The organism is Thalassoglobus sp., from assembly GCF_048270125.1.
GTDB lineage: Bacteria > Planctomycetota > Planctomycetia > Planctomycetales > Planctomycetaceae > Thalassoglobus.
The window spans coordinates 137,424-158,463 of sequence record NZ_JBLWTN010000003.1 but is presented as its reverse complement, the minus strand read 5'-3'; the positions used below and the strand labels follow the sequence as shown (position 1 = coordinate 158,463).

At 50.8% G+C, this 21,040-nt stretch carries 8 protein-coding genes; 5 read left to right on the top strand and 3 right to left on the bottom strand.

The genetic code is table 11. The annotated features are described in order from the left end of the window. Positions 1-10 precede the first annotated feature (10 nt). Together ACN0YR_RS05050 and ACN0YR_RS05045 are read right to left on the bottom strand one after the other, a co-directional pair. Complete coding sequence (locus tag ACN0YR_RS05050; protein ID WP_417848107.1) at positions 11-4,270, bottom strand: beta strand repeat-containing protein; 4,260 nt, start codon at positions 4,268-4,270, stop codon at positions 11-13. A 219-nt stretch (positions 4,271-4,489) separates the two neighbouring features. Then, positions 4,490-5,374, bottom strand: a complete 885-nt coding sequence (locus ACN0YR_RS05045; protein ID WP_417848106.1) for a homocysteine S-methyltransferase family protein — start codon at positions 5,372-5,374, stop codon at positions 4,490-4,492. 346 nt (positions 5,375-5,720) lie between these two features. Between ACN0YR_RS05045 and ACN0YR_RS05040 the strand changes: the two genes are divergently transcribed. After that, positions 5,721-5,999 (top strand): branched-chain amino acid aminotransferase, encoded by a 279-nt coding sequence (locus ACN0YR_RS05040; RefSeq protein WP_145195002.1) that lies wholly within the window; start codon positions 5,721-5,723, stop codon positions 5,997-5,999. Between the two features lie 346 nt (positions 6,000-6,345). On the opposite strand, the gene ACN0YR_RS05035 is transcribed toward ACN0YR_RS05040, so the two are convergent. Further along, positions 6,346-7,665 (bottom strand): nucleotide sugar dehydrogenase, encoded by a 1,320-nt coding sequence (locus tag ACN0YR_RS05035; RefSeq protein ID WP_417848105.1) that lies wholly within the window; start codon positions 7,663-7,665, stop codon positions 6,346-6,348. Positions 7,666-7,821: 156 nt separating this feature from the next. Between ACN0YR_RS05035 and ACN0YR_RS05030 the strand changes: the two genes are divergently transcribed. From ACN0YR_RS05030 to ACN0YR_RS05015, 4 genes are all read left to right on the top strand, one after another. Continuing rightward, entirely contained in the window at positions 7,822-8,109 is a 288-nt protein-coding gene (locus tag ACN0YR_RS05030) for a putative quinol monooxygenase (RefSeq protein ID WP_417848104.1), read from the top strand. 358 nt (positions 8,110-8,467) lie between these two features. Next, positions 8,468-11,989 carry a hypothetical protein gene (locus tag ACN0YR_RS05025; protein WP_417848103.1) on the top strand — a complete coding sequence of 1,174 codons (3,522 nt, stop codon included), beginning with the start codon at positions 8,468-8,470 and terminating at the stop codon, positions 11,987-11,989. A gap of 66 nt (positions 11,990-12,055) precedes the next feature. Beyond that, positions 12,056-20,245: a hypothetical protein gene (locus ACN0YR_RS05020; RefSeq protein WP_417848102.1), complete on the top strand. Its 8,190-nt coding sequence runs from the start codon at positions 12,056-12,058 to the stop codon at positions 20,243-20,245. Continuing rightward, a complete protein-coding gene (locus ACN0YR_RS05015) occupies positions 20,242-20,883 on the top strand; it encodes a hypothetical protein (RefSeq protein ID WP_417848101.1) in 642 nt (213 codons plus the stop codon). The genes ACN0YR_RS05020 and ACN0YR_RS05015 overlap by 4 nt, the downstream gene beginning before the upstream one ends. Positions 20,884-21,040: the final 157 nt, after the last annotated feature.

The following is a 21,040-nucleotide window of genomic DNA, read 5'->3' as shown; positions in this document are numbered from 1 at the left end:
CCGCTTGAGCTTATGGAACAGCATTTCCGTTCACAATAATCTGACCATTGCTCGTTCCGGCTGGGATGAAGAAGTCCAGATAGAACGGGAAGAATGATCCGAGTGGGATTACGTTGTTCACGTTCCCGTTGAGATTGATGACGCCTCGAACATCGCGGAAGATAATTCCTTCCTCTCTCGCGTTGTCAAAGTCGGTGACCATGAAGATGCCGTTTCCGTTGATCGCCACATTTGATGCTGCGAAGATTCGCTCAAAGGCAATTCCTGTGCTATCGAAGCCTGCCAAGTTGATTTGGTTGTTTTCGATTGCGATATTGTTCCCGCCACTCTGGAATGTGAGCGACATTCCTGTTGCTCCATTCCCAGTCATTTGGAAGCCACTTCCGGCGATCACATTATTGTCTGCGTCTCGACGAAGATTGTTACTGATGATGAGGTTTGTTGATTCCAGGAAGGTAAAGTCGAGTCCAATATCGTTGATTCCTGATGAAGCAAGATCATTATTGGAGTACAGGACGTCAGCAATCCCATCGATATTCAGCTCCACTCCGGTCTGATTATTCGGGCCATTCGCAAAGAGAATTGTATTTGAGTCCATTGCAATTTGACTCTGCCCTGTCCAGGTGACATCAACAGCTGCTCCGTTTGCACGGTTCGGAGTCAAGCCTGCGAAAGTCATTCCTCCAGGGATTCCGTTGTTCAGCAAGGCAAAGTTCAACGGTGCTCCTTTTCCGATCGCTCCACCTGTTCGCAAGGAGATCATATCGGTTCCGGCCAGAGTGGTTTGCCCATCCATGATGCTGTTATTCACAATGTTTACATTGTAGACCACGAGGTCATCTGGATCGTCATCGACTCCGTCACCATCAATGTCAATTTCGTCAATGGTTGCCAGGAAGTCAATTTGTTGTTGGTTCGCAGCTGTCCCGTTGTTCACAAGTGTGGAATCCATCAAGGTGAAGTCGGAAACATTATCCATAAAGATCGCTTCTCTATCCGAGTTGCGAATGTCGAGACCACGAAGGAAAACTTCAGGGTCTAGACCAGCTCCTTCGACAATGATGGTTTGCCCATGAATCGCGAGATTATTTCCCAAGAAGTCCATGTAACCCAGATCAACATACTGCGTGTCGTTGAAGTGAGCACCGTCCACGGTCATTTGGGAAATTTCACCACCTGAACCAGCGTTTTGACCAACACCTGTGACAATGAATGAGCCTGGGCTATTTCCGACAAAGATACCGAACCGGTCGTTCGATGCAGTAATCGATTCAAACATCAGGTTATGTCGGACGTTGTCAAAAACTCGAATCGCAGCCGCGTCAGTTGCCTCCAAAACACCGGTTGAAACTTGAACGTTATCGTTCCCATTGATGCGGACCGCTGTATCATCGTCAACTGCAGCGTTTCCGAAAAACTCTACATTCAGTCTTGTGAAACTGACATCTGCCACTTCATTCGGATCAGCATTCGTGTTGTCGGTAATCAGTACGCCAGAATCGGTAGACAATGCTCCGAGTGCATTCTGAACAGAGACGAGATTGAATCCGATGTCACCTGAATTCTGATTGATAACAATCGCAGGAGCGGTTGTTCCCAACTGGTTGTCAATCAAAACAGAGCCAAGGAACTGAGTAAACGCCGAGCTTGTATCAACATCAATTCCGACAGTACCACGATTGTTGATGTCCACATCGGTGAAGACGATCTGGTACATCGATTTCTGAATGTTTTCAATGTTAATCGAGTTTCCAAGGACGTTTCGAATGGACGTCTGACCGACAACAACAAATCGTCCGATGGTCGTCCCGGTGTCCAGGATGCCTTGAATGTCGATCCCCTGTGCGAGGCTCGTATCAATCGCGACATTGTTCAAAGTGATGGTTCCAGAGCTGGACTGCACTTCAATCGCTGCCGTTGCTGACGGAGTTGCTCCCAAGCCGTTAATCGTCAAGGTGTCCTGGAAGGTGACCAGACCAGCTCGGTTAGCTCCGGGGTTGAACGGATCTGGACCTTCGGCAATATCTTGAACCAGGAGGCCATGATCGTTTCGGTCTGTGACTGTGACAGCTCCCTGGAAGACAACTGAACCTGTCGACTGGAGGTTCAAAACTGAAATTCCACCAGTGAGAGGTGTGTCAATTGTCATGGCGTTTGCCACGGTGACCCCAGCGGAATGGTTCTCAACTTGAAATGCCCCACTCCGGCCTGTATTCGTGTTTAACAATTCGATTTGATCAAACGTTACGTTCGCTTTCGATGAGGTGGCTGTCGTTCCTCGAACTAAAATTCCCTCACCGCCATTGTCCATGATGGTGGTGTTCCGCATGTTGACACTTCCTCCAGCGTCTTCAATCAACACGGAGAGACCACTTGAATTCGTGATGGTATTCTCACCATTGAAGACCACGGTTGCATTACCACCAGTCACGCTAAACGCGTTCCCCGATGTATTTGAGATCGAAATGTTCTCCAGGACAAAGCCTCCTGTTGAAGAGTCGATTTCAATTCCGGACCCGAGAGGACCAGTCGAATTATTGATGATGAGCTCGTTGAGTTCGGCACTGTCAATTCCAGATGCGAGAATCGCAGGTCCATCAGCATAATCCTGAATGGTAAAGCCAGCAAAACGGCTGTTGTTCCCCATCGTGATCACTGGACCGGTCACATTTTGGATAATCGGTCGTGATGCAGGTCCGGGTGTGACTGTTGGCAAGTCGATTTCATTTACGATTCCGACGACTGGAATTGTTAAAGGAACACCTTCGCCGAGCACAAGCACATTGTCTCGCAAGACTGCTGTGGCATTTCCATTACCATCGACCACTCCATCAAACACGCTGTTGGCTTGCACAAACACAATATCTGCAAATGGAGACTCGTCGATCGCTTCCTGAATGTACTGGAATGGCATCGAGAGTGATCCATTTCCAAGGGGTGCCGGGAAGTTTCCAGGTGGTGGATTTGGATTGTTTCGAACATGGTAGATCAAGTAGGGATCACCATCATCAGGATTAATCGCAAGTTCAGGTGCGTTCAAGGCGCTGTTATCCAACGTTGAAACGGTTCGGCTTCTTCGAACCCAGCTTGCCATACGGCTGTACTGACTTTTTCCCAAACGAGGTTTTGGATCCAGGTGCCCCCAGTAGTTGACATCTGCTCCGAAAACAACATTCGTATTGAAGACGTTGTCGCTCGTCACTTCGAGGAACATGTGTGAGAGTCGATCAAGGAAGTCCCCATCCATTCGAAGTTTGAACCCGGTGACTTTCTCCAAATCGAGCCCGCGTGCCTGATAGTGGTAAGCTCCTGCAGAGACTTCCAGATTGTGTTTCTCGGCGAGAGCCCCATGAATCGGTGTCGAAAGAAGAGTGTCGAACCCTTCTAAAGCTGAAGAGGAAAATGTTCGAGACTGGAAAGTGATATTACTTCCCTGCACTCCACCGCCAGGGCCGACTGCATCCACAAACATTTGAGTGCCAGGTTCAAATCGAACGGCAGTCACTTGTTGTTTCTTGCCAAAGGGGATGTAAACGTTTGTACGAATGTCGAAGAATTCTGTCAGGAGTTCACCAGCAATTGTGAATTGCTCAAATGTGACTCCACGAGACTCATCATGATCGTAGTAGAAGGTCGAACCAAGAACGGTATTCTTGGAAGGGAAGAAATGACGCATCCCCAAACCGGCACTTCCACCCATCTTGCCTCGGTTGGTCACAAACAGTCGACCATCCCCGAAGAACATCGTGTCTCCATGGAAGGTGTAAGGAGAAAGGTCGAAGTAGCTGAGCGAACCTTCTCGTCCGACGGTATCGCCAGCTTCATGCCCTGCTCGTCCCATCATTCCAAATCCACCAACCCCATTTGTGGGTTGTGAATTGAGAGACCCAGAGTAGTCTGGAATCGAGTGAGCATTGACGGGGATCGTGTAATCGATGTCCCCCGGAAATTGATCATCCGAGAATGTCGGCGAGGCAATTCCTAATGCGAGTGCGAAGGCCGCCACATAGCGACCGGTTTTCACGGACACTTGTTGAAGACTTGCTCGATTGAAAAGCCGAGTGGCTTGACTCGCTCGTTGAAGCAAGGACATATGCATACCCCAGGTTCCATCTTGAGACGCCGGAGATTGAACCGGCGTTTGTCGTCTTGACTGGTGGATTTGGTTGGTCATCGTTGCTCCCTCAACCCGAATCGATTCGCGAGCAGCCTCTGAACAGGTGTCAGGACCGGAGCGGCGTAAGCCAAAAAAGTTTGCGATTCGTCTCATGAGTCGATGGGGGGTAATCAGGATGTGCGTACGCAGGAATTGCGTACGTGAGATGCTTTCGCGAGTCATTCGCGAGAGGATCTGTGTAATCGAGATGTGGAGAGAGGATGATCGCCGGAAACTACTTAAAGAGAATCACAGCAGGAAGATCGACTTTCGCCAAAAGAGAGCCCAAAGCGGCAGAAATCCAACACTATTCGCGGGAATCGCAAGACTAATTTAATCGACGCAAACTGTTTCGCTCAAAAACTTTATGTGCCGCGAACCGGTTCCACAGCAGCCTCCAATCAAGCGGGCACCAAACTCTTTCCAGGTCATTGCGAATTCGGCGTAAACTGCCGGATACTCACCCTCGGTTGACTCCCAAGTTCCGTCGGAGCCCATCCTGCCAGTGTTCGCCTGAGCGCCAAGAACCATTTCAGGGGCAGTCTTGTGGATCTTCTGAAGAGCAGGCAGCACTTCATCGATTGGGATGCAATTCACAAGGATTGCTTCTGGCCCAAAGTACATCACACTCTTCACCGCTTCGGCCAGAGATTCTCCTGAGAGCAATTTTCCATCCCGTCCGCAGGTAAAGCTGATCATGAAGGGTTCTCGACTTCGCTGGCAAAGCTTTGCCAGGATCGACGCTTCTCGGATGGTGATTTGTGTTTCGCATAAGAGAAAATCAACTCCCGCAGCGAGTAAATTCTCAACCATCAAAGCGTGTTCCGCTTCAAGTTCTGACTCTGAGGGCGTCAGTTCTGGCGAATAACAATCTTCCAGCGGGGCAATCGAGCCAGCGAGATAGGTGAGCCCATTCGAAGCTTGCCGAGCGATCTCGACCGCATCAATTGTCAGTTGCCTCGCATCATTCGCCCAGCTTGTTTCCTTCAAATTCCGTGAGTGAGTTCGAAAAGTATTCGTCGTCAGAATCTCTGCTCCTGCCGCGACGTAGTTGTGATGAATCGACAACAGAATCTCTGGGGCTTCTCGAATAGCAGTTGCCGACCACCCGGGAGATTGCAATTCAAACCCGCGTCGCTGTAATTCAGTTCCGGTCGCTCCATCCATCAAGATAATAGATTTTTCTTGAAGCCGATCATGAATGAGTTGGTCCGGCATAGCGATCGATCCTCAAAAGTGGCCTTCCCGCAACACTGATGCATTCTGGCATCACGAATTGTAACTTCATCCCAAATCACATTTTACAGCGAACTCAGATCGGCTTCCAAGATCCTCGCAAAATCGACGTAGCAAAAAAACATCACTGAGGTTTCTAAGCATCAGGCAACGCCAGGAGAGGATTCAGATTTCTAAACATTTCGTAAGCAGCTACACGACAACCACTTACGAGAACCAAGAGCTCGTCTGGTAATCAAAATGACAACCTGCCTGAACAGTTTTGGCACTGGCTTCGCTTTAGGGTCTTTCATCAAAAACAATTCTTTCCAACACAAGGAACCCCACGATGAACGCTCTATTCAACTCACTCCTCAACGACGAAGCCGGTTTCATTGTTTCTGCTGAACTTGTTCTTGTCGCAACGATTGTCGTCCTCGGAATGATCGTCGGACTCTCAGAACTGGCACTGAACATCAACAACGAACTGGAAGACGTCGGTTCCGCATTCAGCGGGATTCAGCAATCGTACGAAGTCAGAGGAATGCAAGGACACAAAGGCTGGGTCGATTGCAGCGACTTCTACGACACCGTCGACTTCTGTGCTGGACAGTTCGACGTCCAATAAGCTCTCACAAATTCGCGAGGAAAGTGAAGCACTCAGCAAAAAGAAAACTGATTGACTCTCACTTTCAACATCGTCTTTTGCGTCCTCTCTCAATGCTCTCACATTGATTGCCGATTCGCCTCCCACAGAAAGTTGAACTTCCCAGTCTTCTCTGCATCGAATGGACTTCTCAATCGTCGAGAATCCGCAGATCAAGTTGATTGAACCAGTTCTCGCACAGGCGAATCAGTCCCGACACCCGGCAAGTACCGCGTGGGGTTGGTGACTTGCCAAAAATGCCCTCATCGACGGATGAGGGCATTTTTTATGCGCATGACAAAAGTCATCGCCGACATTGCGTATCACGTCAAGCTTTTCGGATCTTCTTTCGCCCAGACGCCACATGCTGTGTGCTGTTGCGTGTATCAACAACAAGCTGAGTGTGCTCGACGATGAAGTCGTAATCGTAAGCAGAGTGATCGGTCGCAATGAGGACGCAATCCTGCTCAGCCAAATATTCAGCTGTCAGTTCCTGACTTATTAATTCCGGAAGATCATGATGCCGCATTTTAGGAATTTTGGGCACGTGTGGATCGTTGTATGATAGGTCTGCTCCCCATTCCAGCAGCAATTCCATCAGCACAAACGAAGGGCTTTCACGAGGGTCATCGACATCTTTTTTATAAGCCAGCCCCAGCAAACAGATCTTGCTTCCGCGGATTGGCTTGCCAACTTCGTTCATGAATTTCGAAAGCTGGCTAATCACATACTCTGGCATCCGCGAGTTCACTTCACCGGCAAGTTCGATGAATCGTGTCGTCAAACCATGTCGACGTGCCAGCCACGTTAAGTAAAACGGATCGATTGGAATGCAGTGACCACCAAGTCCCGGCCCCGGATAGAATGCTTGAAACCCGAAAGGTTTAGTCTTCGCTGCCGCGATCACTTCCCAGATATCAATGTCGAGCCGATCCAGGAGAATCTTCAACTCGTTGACGAGTGCGATATTCACCGCGCGGTACGTATTTTCCAGAATCTTGGAAGCCTCAGCAATTTCTGTTGTCGTCACTGGCACGACATTGACCACAGCATGTGAATACAGCTTCGAAGCCAATTCCAGACTCGGCTCATCAATCCCGCCTACGACCTTCGGAATCTTTGCAGCTGAGTAAATTGGATTTCCGGGATCTTCCCGTTCCGGGCTGTAGGCTAAGAAGAAATCTTTTCCCGGTGTCAGCCCCGACCGTTCCAATATTGGCAGTAACACCGAACGTGTTGTTGTGGGGTACGTCGTACTTTCGAGAACAACCAATTGCCCCGGTCGGAGTACAGCTGCGATACTTTCACCCGTCCCGGAGACATAGCTGAGATCAGGATCGCGGCTATCGTTCAAGGGTGTTGGCACGCAAATAATGATAACATCTGGCTCTGAAAGCCGAGTGAGATCACTTGTCGCTTCAAACTCTGAGTCCGCTCGCCACTTCTGAATCTGCTCCGACGAAACATGCTTGATGTAACTTTGGCCCGAGTTCAACGCCTGAACTTTCTTGTCGTCGACATCAAACCCCAACGCTTTGAACCCGGCGTTGAAAAAGGCATCAATCAGCGGGAGGCCAACATATCCCAACCCGACGACTCCGATCACCGCTTCAGTTGACTCAATTTTCTGTAACAATTCCGCTGACATAAAAGCCCCTCGATGTGACCTGGTGTCGATTTGACTGCTGAGTAGAGAGCGAAGTATTTTCGAGCAGCTATACTAGCTGCGAAGCGAATCGCTATTGTCAAGAATTAGAACGAAGCGATGTATCCATGACTACCAAGAAAATCGGAACTGGTCAAAATGTTTGCAATCAACGTCATCTTAACTGTTCAAGACGAAACCAACATCGACAAAGTGCAGGGACTCCTGGCAGAAGCTGGTCGACTCTCTCGGCAAGAACCTGGCTGCCAGACTTTCGAGGTCTGTCACTCCCAGAACGATCCTAAAATCTTCATGCTCATCGAACGGTGGGAATCAAAAGAGACTTGGGAAGTTCACAAAACCGCGAAAGCGTACACCGAAATCTATCACCCTCAGGTGCTTCCTCTCGTCGATCGCGAACCGCATTTCTCGGATATCCTCGAATAGAGGATTTTCGAAGTTTGCCCTCCCCGTGAAAATCACGTTGCCGTTTAACAGTATTCAACAGTGACACTTTCAACAGCGCATTTTCAACTGCGGCAATTTCAAATGTGACAATTCTCTGCGACACGAAGTCGAGCCCGAACACCAATTCAATTGTGCGAGAATCCGGGCGAACCTTTCAGGTTTCTAAGAAACTTGTCAAAAATTCGTAAAACATCGTGAAAACGTGAAGAGAGATTGATTTGAGGAGCGTCAGATTCGGTAGCCTCTTAGGAGACAGTCCTGTTTACGCAAATTACTCAAATCGCGTAAACTGAGAGGCCGTCCTGTATTGTGATATCGTCATGACCACGAGGCTCACGTGATGAGACATAAAGTCGTTCTAGCATTTAGTTTGTCCCTTCTGGCATTTTTTGTGTCGTCATCGCCCAACCTCTTCGGGCAGGACGCCGGAGATTCGAGCGAGAATCCTGCCGAGGCCACAACCCCTAAAGAGGTCATCACTCCCACGGGTGAGCGTATCATCTATATCCCGTTCAAAGACCTCGACGGAGCTTTTCAGAATCCCGAGTCAAATGTTGTTCTGCCGTATGCAGAATTCAAAGCGATGCTCGAAGTCTGGAAAAATCATCAAAAAGAACCCGCCTCACCGGCAGCCATTATCACATCCTCAGACTACGTTGTGAAAATTGACGGTGAAGTTGCTCGCGTCACCGCGACGTTGAAAATCAAAGTGCTCGGAAAATCCTGGGTCTGGCAAATCGTCGATTTTGGCGAAGCAGCAGTCGGGAAAATTAGTGGCGACAATGTTCTGGCGAGAGGCCTCGGTGCGGGAAGATACGAATTATTCTTCGATTCCCCCGGTGACAAAACAGTCACTGTTGAAATGGCGGTCCCTGTCAGCCAATCCCCCGACGGTCGTCGGTTCGTCTTCAACACTCCACCAGTCGCAGTTTCGACTCTTGATGTGACGGTCCCTAAAAAAGATCAGGCGATCAAAGTCACCCCGACGATCATCGAACTCGACTCTGCACAAATGGATGCAACGTCCGAGGAAGACGTTACACATCTGCGCGCGAATATCGGATCAACAAAAACCGTCACGATTCAATGGCATCCACAAACCAGCCTCAAACCAGAAATGAACCTGCTATCGAGCGTCACCAACCATACGCTCGTCACGCTGGAAGATGGATTGATTCACACCGACGCGTATTTGAACTTCGAAATTCTTCGCGGCTCGATGTCCGAATGCCGAATTGTGGTCCCGAAAGATCATCGAATTCTTGATGTCACCGCATCTGCTCGCATTAAGAACTGGGAGACGACCGAAGCTGAGGGAAATCAAATTGTTCAGATTGAGTTTCTCTCTGCAGTTGAGAAACCTGTCACCGTTGAGGTCCACACTGAACGCAAACTTGAGAATGGCCAGTTTGACGTGGCTGGCTGGACACAAGGCTCAGCCGCTTTGGGTATCCATGCCATGGATGCCGTTCGAGAAAGTGGGCAACTCGCCATCCGACATTCTGCCGATGTGAATCTCACCATCGCAGAACAGCAAGGTGTTGTGCGGATCGAATCCGAAAACGTTGACGCGAGACTCAAAGGTGCCAATGCGCTCACCTACAAGTTTTACTCACCCGAACTCGCTCTCAAATTGAACGCGAAACCGGTTGAACCTCGGCTGATGATTGGTCACCAAATCGTATTGACGTTCCAGGACGATGAGCTGCAAGTCAGTAACACTTTGCAATACAACGTTGAACGAGCCGGGATCTTCGAACTAAAACTGGCACTCCCCGAGGATCTGACGGTCGACAACGTGCAGTCCCCTCAGATGAAAGAGTACAACGTCGACACGGACAAAAACGAACTGACGGTCACCCTCAATGAACGGACGCAGGGAGCCATTCAACTCGTTATTCGTTCGCATCGAGAACTGACTGAAGACGAAACGTCCCAAGCATTGCCACTCATCGAACCTCTGGGCGCGGAACGTGAAACAGGTACGATTTTCGTTTACGCCAAAGATGCCATCGAAGTGATCACTGATCAGGATGGACTCGAAGGGGCACAGCCGCTTCCCGCGAATCAAGGACGCACCGGAGCTGTCTCATTAAATTCAGCCTGGAGTTTCAGTCGCCGCCCCTTGGCGATTTCGGTCCGGACCAAACGAAAGCTGACTCGCCTTTCTGCTCAGGTCGGAACGACTGTTGATGTTCAACCGGAACTGACTCAAATTCAAACACAGCTCGACTACCTTATCGAATACTCCGGTGTCGACACCTTCCGCTTTGAAGTCCCAGAAAGTATTTCAAAAGAGATTCAAATTGAAACCTCTCCGGGTGATCAGGCGTCTGCGCCAATCAAACAACGAACCGCCTCAGATCCCGTCGATGGCTGGGTCATCTGGACCATTGAAACTCAACGAGAAGTCCTCGGGCGGCAACGTTTCATTATCACTTATGACGTCACTGAATCAGGTGGCGAAACACCTGCCGAAGAGGGCGCCGATGCCGATGAGCCACCTGCTGACGCCCCAAGCGGCGCACAAAACTCGCTGACGGTTCAACTCATTCGACCACTTGGACAAGTCAACGACGCAGGCGAAACCACCAACGATCTCGCAAACGTTCAGGGTGAATTGCTGGTCAAAAAAGAACGTTCGCTGTCGATTTCCGCCGAAGCCAACGGGGGCGAAATCGAATTGATTGATCTCCGAGAACTCAAAACGCTTCCACAATCAGGAACGCTCGCTTACCGATACTTCAACGCAAAGCCTAACGACCGACCCACGGTCAAGCTCACACAGGCCCGCCACGACATTCAGGAAGTCGTTTCAACCGTCATCTCTCGCGGACTTGTGGAAATCGTCTCCGGGGAAGATGCAGAAGCGACTTACCGTTGCCGCTTCAACGTCAAGTCAACCGAACGTCAACGTTTGCTCGTTCACCTGCCAGTGAACCTCGAAGTTCTTGGGACATTCCTGAATGACCGAGAAGTCAAACTCGAAAAAGCAGAGGTTCTCGACTCCGAATCAATCGGTCCCGACTGGACTCCATTCTGGGTCAATGTCGCGAGAACAGAATCGTCAGAGGAACCGTTTCTGCTGACGTTCCAATTCTTATGGCGTGTCAATCCGCCACTTGGTGAGAGCACCTTCGGACGTGGACGCATTTCGCTCCCGTTACCAGTCATTGGTGATGGAGAATCGAGCGTGGCACAAGAATTGAAAGTCGTTGTCTGGGTCCCGGAGAAATACTCGCTCGTCGGAGACCCGAATAACTTCAACCTTAAAAAAGTCCGTAACTCAAATTCCGTGCTCATTGGAGAACAAGCCAGCCGCCGTACTGACAGACTCGACAAATGGGTTCAGCAGGGAAAAAGTTTTCCCGGCGGAGTAGCTCAATTCCCCACCGATGGGCGTGTCCCGTATATCTACACGAATTTGGGAGGGGCACAAAAAATCAAAGTCATGTGGTGGAATCACGTGACCATGACTTTGATCGTCAGTATCGCCATTGCCCTGATCGGCTGGGTTCTCCTGCGAACCTCTTGGGAGAACAAACTGGGAATGCTGCTCATCGCAGCCTTCGCTGCGGCGTTGTATGGACTTTCAGACAGCCACGCCCTCAGCCAGGGAATGCACGCTGCCCGTTACGGACTCTTACTACTCATCGGACTCTGGGTCGTACATGGCCTGTTCAATCTATTGAGATCTTTCAACTCAAAATCGGTGGTCGTCACTCCGACTGCGATCGGTGCTGTTCCTGCTACAAGCACTGAACCGACATCACCGAATGAATCACAAACAACAACACCTGAGAAACCAGAAGACAACTCGGAAACGGAGAACAACACAGACCCGCCCGGTTCTGATTAGTTGTCCAATTCTTTTTCTCCGTTCTCAGTTTGTGTTTCGTTTTCCAAAGTGTTGAGGCTGAAAATCATGACACCTCATTCGATTTTCTCATCAGGTTCTTCTCTTTCCTCGCCACACTCGCTGTGGCGATGGTGGCGAAACGCTGCTGCATTGCTGGTCATCGCTCAACTATGGACCTCTCCAGTAACGGCGCAATCAAAGCCACTTTCGACAAAAGAACTCCAGGAACTTCAGCGTGTCTACGTCCCGGAAACAGAACTGGGATCGATCATTAACAGTGATCGATTCGGAGCGGTTCTGTCGACCGAGGAATTCGAAAGACTTCTCAAACGCGCCATTGAAGAAGGCAAAACAAGTGACGCGACTCCCAAAGGAGCGATTTTCCATTCCGCAAACTATGACGTTCAGGTCGAAGGTGACCGGCTGGTCGGCGAACTCGTACTCGCAGTTTCGCAATTCGAATCTCAGTGGAGTGAAGGACGCTTTGATATCACCGGTTGGAATATCGAAAAGGCGACGCTCGACGACAAGCCCACATCCATCGCTCGTGACGGAAAGCAACAGAACGTTCTACGCCTCCTGCTGAACGAACCGGGAAAGCACCTTCTGAAAATTGTCGTCTCGACGCCGCTCCATGCAAATGGAAGCGACAAATCAGCAAGTTTCCATCTTGTCGACAAAGCTGCCGGTGAGTTTCGCATCACGCTCCCAGCTGGAAAGTTTTTGGAAGCATCTCAAACATCTCTCGACCGTCCGACGCCAGCAGATCAGCCAGCGACCTACACAATTCCCGTCGGTGGAAAAAACCTGCTGAGCCTGAACATCACCGACCGCCGAAAGGCGACCCGAGCCGATGTCCTTACGTTTGCCAGCACAGCGATGGGAATCAAAGTCCTCCCGAGTGAATTGACCTGGATTGCGAAAACTGAGTTGCAGGTCTTCGGGCAGGAAATCGATCGCCTCACTTGCCTCATCCCGAGGTCCCTGGAAATTACTGCAGTCGAATCGACAGGCCTTGAATCCTGGGAACTCGCCGACGCTCCCGACGACGAGACAAAAACGCAAATTACTTTGCAATATCGTCAAGGGTTCGACGGCCAGCGTGGCGTCACTTTCAAAGGCATCCTCTCAGCAAGTCCCGATGAACCTTGGTCCGTCCCGACTCTGGTCATTCCGAATGTAAATTCACACACCGGGACCATTGTTGTTCAACATCCTCAATCGGTCCGCTTGCAGGCGATTGAATCGACTGGAGTACGGGCTGTGAACCAAGAAACTCCCACCACACAGGCAACGGCACCAACAGGCTCACCGGTCGTGGAATCTCAGGCCCACTACCAGATCTGGGCTGAAGACTTCGATTTAAGATTCGTCGCGAATTTGAAACAGCAGGAAGTTCAAGCCGCGATGACAAACGTCCTCGACGTCACCCAGTCGCGGTTAAATTTATTTACGACCATCAGCGTCGAAACGCGATTGGCTCCACTGTTTGACTTCCGGGCCCAGATGCCCGCAGACTGGGACGTCACCACGATTCAGGTCGACGGCAACCCCGCAACATGGCAAACAATTTCAAACGCAGCCGGCACCAATGAAATTCGTATTCCGCTCACCCCCCCGCTCTCACCGGGGCAAACTCGTAATATTCTGATTTATTCACGAACCATTCCTGAGAGTTGGCCGCTCAAAGATCAAACCACACGAATCGTGATTCCCGAACTGACCTTACCACAAGCCGACATGGTCGAAGCCCTGTATGGCATCTCGGCTGAGAATGACTTCGATGTCATCTCTCAAAATGTGACAGGCCTCGACCCCGCCGGTCAGAAAGACTTGACACTCCTGAATGAAAAATTGCAGTCGCTCGGGAAACAAGTTCGACTTGGATTCACCTATCAGGACTCCGTCTTCAGTGGAGAACTTGACGTCTCACGAAAACCCGCAACATTCACAGCGGAAACAATCACCTTCTTTCGGATCGACCCCGAGAATCTCTACACGCGCCTTGAGGCCAACATTGAAGCGACTGGCGGAGGATATCGCGAACTCACGGTTCTCGTCTCCGAATCGGCTGGCGATGCCCTTCGCTTTTCGCTGACTCCATACACTTCACAGCAGAACTCGCAACGAGTTCGGCTCGTTGAACAAACACCCGGCGAAGTCGTAGACGGATACCGAACCTGGACGCTTCGTTTTGATCGCTATCTCAAAGGCACCTACCATCTCGCCACCGAAGCCAGAACGCCACGCGCGGAAGCTGGTCCATACCAACCATCGCGACTTAAATTCCCGCAAGCGCAGCTCGTCAGTGGTTACATCGCTGTCGAGTCAGCTTCGGAAGAACACGTTCAGATCAATGCAACTGCTGCCGATGACAAACCATTGGTTTCAGTTGATCCCGTCGATTTCCCGAAGGCAAGCTATCAACCGCAAGAGCGAGTGGTTGCTGGCTATCGATTTATTCACCCCGACTGGCAGCTTGCCATTACCACTAAAAAATTCGACCGCTCCGCTGTCCCGACCGTGATTGGACATTCCGCGACACTGGAGAGTATTCTCAGCAAAGCAGGCAACATTCAACATCAAGCGACGGTTTCCTTCACAGCCATCGGAGCACAGTCTCTCCTTGTAAAACTCCCCGAAGGAGCGACATTGTGGTCGACACTCATCGATCAATCGCCGGTCGAAATCCGTAAGTCGCCCGAGGGAATTCAAATCCCACTATCCGGTCTGAGCCAGCAAGCTCACTCGCTACAAATTGTCTACTCCACTCTCACGTCCGCCATAAACACGATGGGAGAATTCCAGGCGGTTCCGCCATCGCTGCATGTTGTCGATGGCAGCGGAGTCGAGCACGATGTCGAGATTTTAACTCAGGACTGGAAGCTCCATGTCCCCGAAGACACGCTCCTCATCGGCAGCCACGGCTTGTTTGAACCGGTAGGCTCTCTGTTCGAGTTCTCATTCTTTGATGAATATTTAAAGTTATTCCGCCTCCCGACAGAGCGCACCACGTTCAATCGCAGCTCGGCGATTCTGTTCGCTCTCGTCATTCTCCTTCCACTCTGGCTCATTCGCCGATCTTCATTTGTCAGCCGATTATCAACATCAGGATCGAGGATCAGTATCTGGACCGGAATTGCAATCATGCTGTTAGTCTGCGTGACACTCTTCATGCTGACACTCAGCGCCCCGATGCGATCGGCCTCAAACGAGAGGCAGGCCGCCTCGACACATCATCTGGGTGATGAAATCCAGTCCGACTCCGGCACAGAGTCAATTTTTGATTTAGGGGAAACTCTTATGGGTAGCGTTGGGGCCGAAGGTGATTTCGCAAAGCCTGAAAGCAGGCCGAGCGTTTACGAAACACTCACAGTCGATTCCGCATTGACTGCGGAACCGCAGGCTCCGCCTCTCCCATCAATGCAGGCGGCACCAGAAGCCCGTGAAGAACTCGCCAAAAGAAACCTTGAATCCAAAATGGACGAGAAAAAAACGGAAGATAATCAATCAGGGATATCCGCCCCTTCCACAACATTGAATATTCAAAACCGCGAAAGCTGGAGTTCGAATACAATCGTTGGCTTCCCCAACCAAGACCCGTTCGATAACAACTCCGATATCCCATTCCGACAAGGGAGCTTTGAACTGGCAGAGCCAACCTTTGGTGGATTTGCACCAAACATCGCAGCTCAAAGTCGCACACCTATTGATTCCATCCAAGCGACGAACGCTCCAGGTGAACAAGTTGAACTCGCTCAAGACCGCTTTGATCGCCCTCCAGCGGATCAACGTTTTGGACGGCAAAGCACTCGTGGTCGTATGTCGACCGGCGGGCTACTCTCGATGACGTTTGACTTCCAGATTCCTGACGGAACTCGCTCGCAGGAGTTTCATTATCAAGGCAATGGAATTGCCTCGGACGAAATCAATCTGCGTGTCCAGTTTGCCAACCGGACGACGGGCAACCTGCTCGTCTGGTCGATCCTCCTCGGAATTTCTCTTCTCGGATGGTGGTTGAGAAATGCAAACATTGGAATGAAATTGTTCTGGATCGGCCTGACAATTCTTCTGCCGATCTCAATCGCCTGGATTGTTCCGGCGACCTGGCAACTGTTGCTCGCCGGGATGCTGTATGGCGGAATCGTCACACTTGGTTTGTGGGGGCTCCGCTGGTGTTCACAATGCTGCAAATGCTGCTGCGGTTGGTTATCAAAGAGATCCTGTCCAGCAATGTTCTTACTTCTCGCTGGTTCAATCCTCATTTCGATCAATTCAGAATCGCTGGCACAAAGCACAGGGAAACCGCAAGTCGCTCCCGTGGCCCCAGCAACTGCACCCTCACCCCCATCTTCCCCAATCAAACGAACTCCTTTCGTGGTTGTCCCGTTTGAATCACTGGACGAAATCGACGCTGCTCATCGAGTCTGGATTCCACAAGACGTTTACCGTCAACTCTGGGAGACCTCTCACCCTGAAGATGCCATTCTCACTGAGAGCCCGGTCCCCGTTACGATCGCTGAAGCAAATTATTCTGCCAGTCTGAAATCGGTTGGCACGAAACACCAAATCGCAATTCAAACTCGCTGGGTCGTGTCAGTCATGACTGACAAGCCGGTCACTCTCAACCTCCCGCTGCCGGGCAGTGCGATCGAAAACGTGACCATCGAAGACAAACCGGCAGCCGTTGAAGCTGCTGAAAATGGTGTCTCACGCATCTTCCTTCAAGGGCAAGGAATCCATATCGTCGACGCCCTGCTGACCCTTCCCGCCAGCGTGAACGGAGCCGCGGGAGAATTTAACGTCCATCTTTTCCCGGCAGCCTCCGGGATATTCAGTTTTGAACTTCCCAAGTCAGACGACGAACTTCGTGTCCGAGTCAACGGGCTGGAACGTGCCTACCGTCGCGTCACCGAAGAAGAGACGACACGTATCGAGTTCCCGGTTGATCGAGGAGGAAAGAAAACAGTCTCCTGGTATCCTGAAGCTCAGATGGGGGACCAGAATCAAATCGTTCAAGTTGAAACAGCTATTGCAACAACGTTCGATGACTCCGGGATGAACGTCAGCCACGGCTTTCAGGCGCGCGTTCGACAGGGTCTCCTCAACGACATGATCTTCACAGTCCCTGACGGCCTCTCCGTCCGGGATATCGCTGGTCAGGATGTTGGAGGTTGGGAAATGAATGACGCCGAGGCCGGGAAAGAGCTCAAAGTTTTCTTCCGGCGAGAAGTGACTGACCAAACCGAATTCCATGTCAACTTGTTCCGTAAGCTCGACATTGGCAATGCCTCCGTTTCGATTGCAGTCCCGACGATCTCCCCTCAGGGAATTTCACGAGAAACCATTCAGCTTGGTCTCTTCACAGTCCCGCACCTCAAACTTCAGGTCACCTCGACCAGCGGTCTGAACCAGATTGACGTCTCGCGTTACAAGCCAGTCGTCTCCCCGCAACAACCTACTCAATTACCCAACTTCGCTTATCGCTCCTCATCTCGACCGCTTGAACTCAACGTTGCACTGCAACGCCGAGAGTCCGAATCAAAAACGGAAATTGAACACGGTGTTCATATCGCCCGACGTAAACAACTGATCGCCTCGCGTATCGCCTGGACTCTCACCGGTTCCCCGCGCCGCAGCGTCGATGTCGCCATCCCGGACGGATACCTTCCGATGAGTGTCGTCTGTGCCCATGCGTCCGACTGGTATGTCCACGATGGGGAATCCGGAAAAATTCTCACCATCGAATTTCCAACTCCGCGATTGGGCCGCGTCGAAGCGGGGCTTGAAGGACACATCGTCAAACAACCTGAGGACACCGATGTTGTCATTCACCTTCCCCACGCAATGAATGCCATCGGTCAATCCGCAAAACTCGGTATTTGGCTCGACTCCGCGTATCAGGCATCTGTTGCTCAGACGGGTGACTGGAAGTCATTGCAACCGGGGCAACTCTCCGCCAGCTACAAGAAGCTGGACCCGCAACCTGTTCAATTCGCATTTGAGACTCACGAACAGGAACCGGAAAATGTTGTTCTCACTGTTCAGTCCGCAACTCCACGACTCGCCGCCGATGCCGTCACACTCATCGCCGTCAGCGATGCCACAGTTGACTATGGGCTAACGCTTCGCTGGAACATTTCTCAAGCCGCCACGGATGAATTCATTTTCATTACTCCTGACTGGCTGGACAACCTGGATATCAAAGGCCCAGCTATCCGCGAAGTTCAAAGCGAAGGAATTGAAAACAACCGCAAACGCTGGCGTGTCTCATTGGTTGATCCCGTGCGTGATCAATACATGCTCACCATCGCAGCTACGATTCCCGCACCTGCCGACCTGACGATCGCAACACCATATCTGGAATTCGAAACCGCAGCCGATGGCGGAAAATTTCAGCCCCTGCGAATCCAACAGCAATACGCCATTCTTGTGAACCTTTCACCGAATCAACTCGTCCCGGTCGATCTGGACCAGTTTGACTCTGTCTCGGTCGAGCAACTCCCGCTCGTTGTTCATCAGAAGCTCGTGCAGCAAGCGATGGGCATTACCCGTGTTCGCGAAGACAAACTTCCGAGTTGGACGATTCAGAGCATGGAAGAATTGACTGTTTCAAAAGCACTTGTACTGACTGCTCACCTTGAGACAGTTTTAGAACTCGATGGAAGTTGGCGAACGTTGGCAACGTACGGTATTCGAAATCGCGGGAGACAGTTTCTGGCACTGCGTGTTCCTGAAGGATCGCGGATTCTCTCCGTCTTTGTTCGGGGTCAGGCATCACGAACCGTCATCACTGAAATCAATGAGCAGACAACTCACCTGATTGCACTCCCGCAAACGAGTGCCGCGGACTTGTCGTTCGATGTTGAAGTCCTCCTCGCTGGACGCTTCAAAAATCCGCTTCGAACGGAGTTTGCCTTACAAGGGAAAAACTTCACGCTTCCCTCGCCAGCAGTCCTCTCACAAAACGATTCAGCAGAATTTGGTCTCCCCGTGACCCAAACTTTGTGGACAGTTCACTTCCCGAAAGAAGTCGACGTCAAAGCTGTCACTGGAGTGGCATCAACCAACCTCACTCCACACTCCAGCGACTCCTGGTTAGCGGTCGAACAACAGACGCTTGAGCGTATTCAGTCCGACCTCTCTGAAATGTCCCGCATGGCGAACGACAAATCAATTAGTAAATCACGACGCATGCAAGCCAAGAAAAACCTGAAGCAACTCAACCTTTCCCTTGACTCCAACACTGATCTGTATGCTGCCAACACTGTGCAGGATGGTGCAGCGATTGAACTTCGAGAGCAACTCTTGCAAAACAGTCGCAACCTTCAGAAAGAGGCAGAAAAAGCGATCGAGCTGAGTGACCAGACTCTTGAAAACGAGTCGACCTTTGACTCTGGCCTCACTCAAAACAAGGGGCGGGCATACATTGTTGACAACAATACGGAAATACTCAGCAATAACACGATGCAAGGAATCACAAGTGTCGATGCAAAAGGGATAACCTCCAATTTTAACTTTTTCGATCCATCGACCGACGGATTGGCCCAGAAAAATGAATCCGCAACTCCAGGCAAAGCGGCAGCGACACGTTCCAAACTCAAGACGCAAATTGCCGGCCAACAGCTGATAATTGCCAACGACTTCACCAACAATCCAGGAGCACAATCACCGGGCCAGCAGCAAGGCCAGGCGGGGACTGTATTTGTAGATCTGAATGGCATCGTGATTAATCAGGCGCAATCGTTCGAAGAAACCAGCGGCATTCAGGGTGGTGGAATTGGCGGTATGGCAGGACGAGATCTCAACAGTAATGACGCGCTCGGTGAGAGTTTACAGGCCAGTGTCGACGGCGGTGTTCCCGAAGTGACACGCCCCTGGTCCTCCGCAGGTGGCCTGTCGATTCAAATGAATCTCCCCAAAAATGCGAAAACCCTCTCGTTCTCGAAAGTTGGCGGAAACCCTGCACTCACACTCAATGTGCAGGCGGCCGAAACGAACCGCTGGCTATGGGGACTCGGCTGGTGCGTTGTCAGCTTGATCTTCGGATTGTGGATTCTCAAAAGTTTCCGAAATGCAAAATCACCCCGTGCATTCTTCGGAGTTGTTTCGAACTTGGCGATCGTGATCGGACTCATCGGATTCTTCTTCCTTCCATCATCGCTGGCCTGGATTTTCTTCTGGTTATTCTGTTTCGGCGGGCTAGTCAAAGTCGCTGTCGCACAGCCAAGAACAGTCGTCACTGCCACATCGTGAAATCTCTGTTGAACGCTTCGCTGCTGACTCACAATTCGATGCTAAACATCTTCAAAGAATACCCGGCGACAATTATCAAACTCGGCGGAAGCCTGTTTGACTTGCCGGACCTGGGGACAAGGCTGGAAGATTTTCTTGAACATCATCACTTTGCTAATCCAATTCTCATCCCCGGCGGAGGTCCATTCGCCGATGCTGTCCGCGAGCTTGATCAGTTGCATCATTTGGGTGATGCAGCCTCTCACGAGATCGGAACACATACTCTCAGCCTCTCGTCACGTTTCGTCGCCAGTCTTTCAATCAAGTTTGTGCTGACGGCTTTGCCCGAGGAATTTGACCGCTGCTGGACTCGGCAATCGATTCCCATTTTCGATGCTGCAGCCATGACCCTGAATCACTCTCCCCTGCCCAGTTCCTGGGATGTGACGAGTGATTCAATCGCTGCCTGGATCTGTTCTTTACACCCCAAATCGCAATTGGTTCTCGTGAAATCTGTTGATCTTCCGAAAGGCCTTTCTTATCGAGATGCGACTCAAGCCGGACTCGTCGATCAATACTTTCCAAACATCGCAGGGAACCTGACGCACATTTCCTGGTGTAACCTCCGTAGCGAATCTCCAACTCTTTCCTGCTGGTAGTAGCTGGCTCGATCTCAGAGCATTATCAATATTTGTCGTACTCGTGAAGAAGACGTTCACGACTTCATAGATCCCCCGCCACGCGACAGGGCACGACTCATCGTAAACCTCTCCCACCAAACACGTTACAAATCAAGAACCTCGCCAAGAAATCGGT

Coding starts and splice junctions, on each gene's coding strand:
- ACN0YR_RS05040 (WP_145195002.1), top strand. CDS start 5,721: ATGAACGCTCTATTCAACTCACTCCTCAACGACGAAGCCGGTTTCATT.
- ACN0YR_RS05020 (WP_417848102.1), top strand. CDS start 12,056: ATGACACCTCATTCGATTTTCTCATCAGGTTCTTCTCTTTCCTCGCCA.
- ACN0YR_RS05030 (WP_417848104.1), top strand. CDS start 7,822: ATGTTTGCAATCAACGTCATCTTAACTGTTCAAGACGAAACCAACATC.
- ACN0YR_RS05045 (WP_417848106.1), bottom strand. CDS start 5,374: ATGCCGGACCAACTCATTCATGATCGGCTTCAAGAAAAATCTATTATC.
- ACN0YR_RS05035 (WP_417848105.1), bottom strand. CDS start 7,665: ATGTCAGCGGAATTGTTACAGAAAATTGAGTCAACTGAAGCGGTGATC.
- ACN0YR_RS05050 (WP_417848107.1), bottom strand. CDS start 4,270: ATGAGACGAATCGCAAACTTTTTTGGCTTACGCCGCTCCGGTCCTGAC.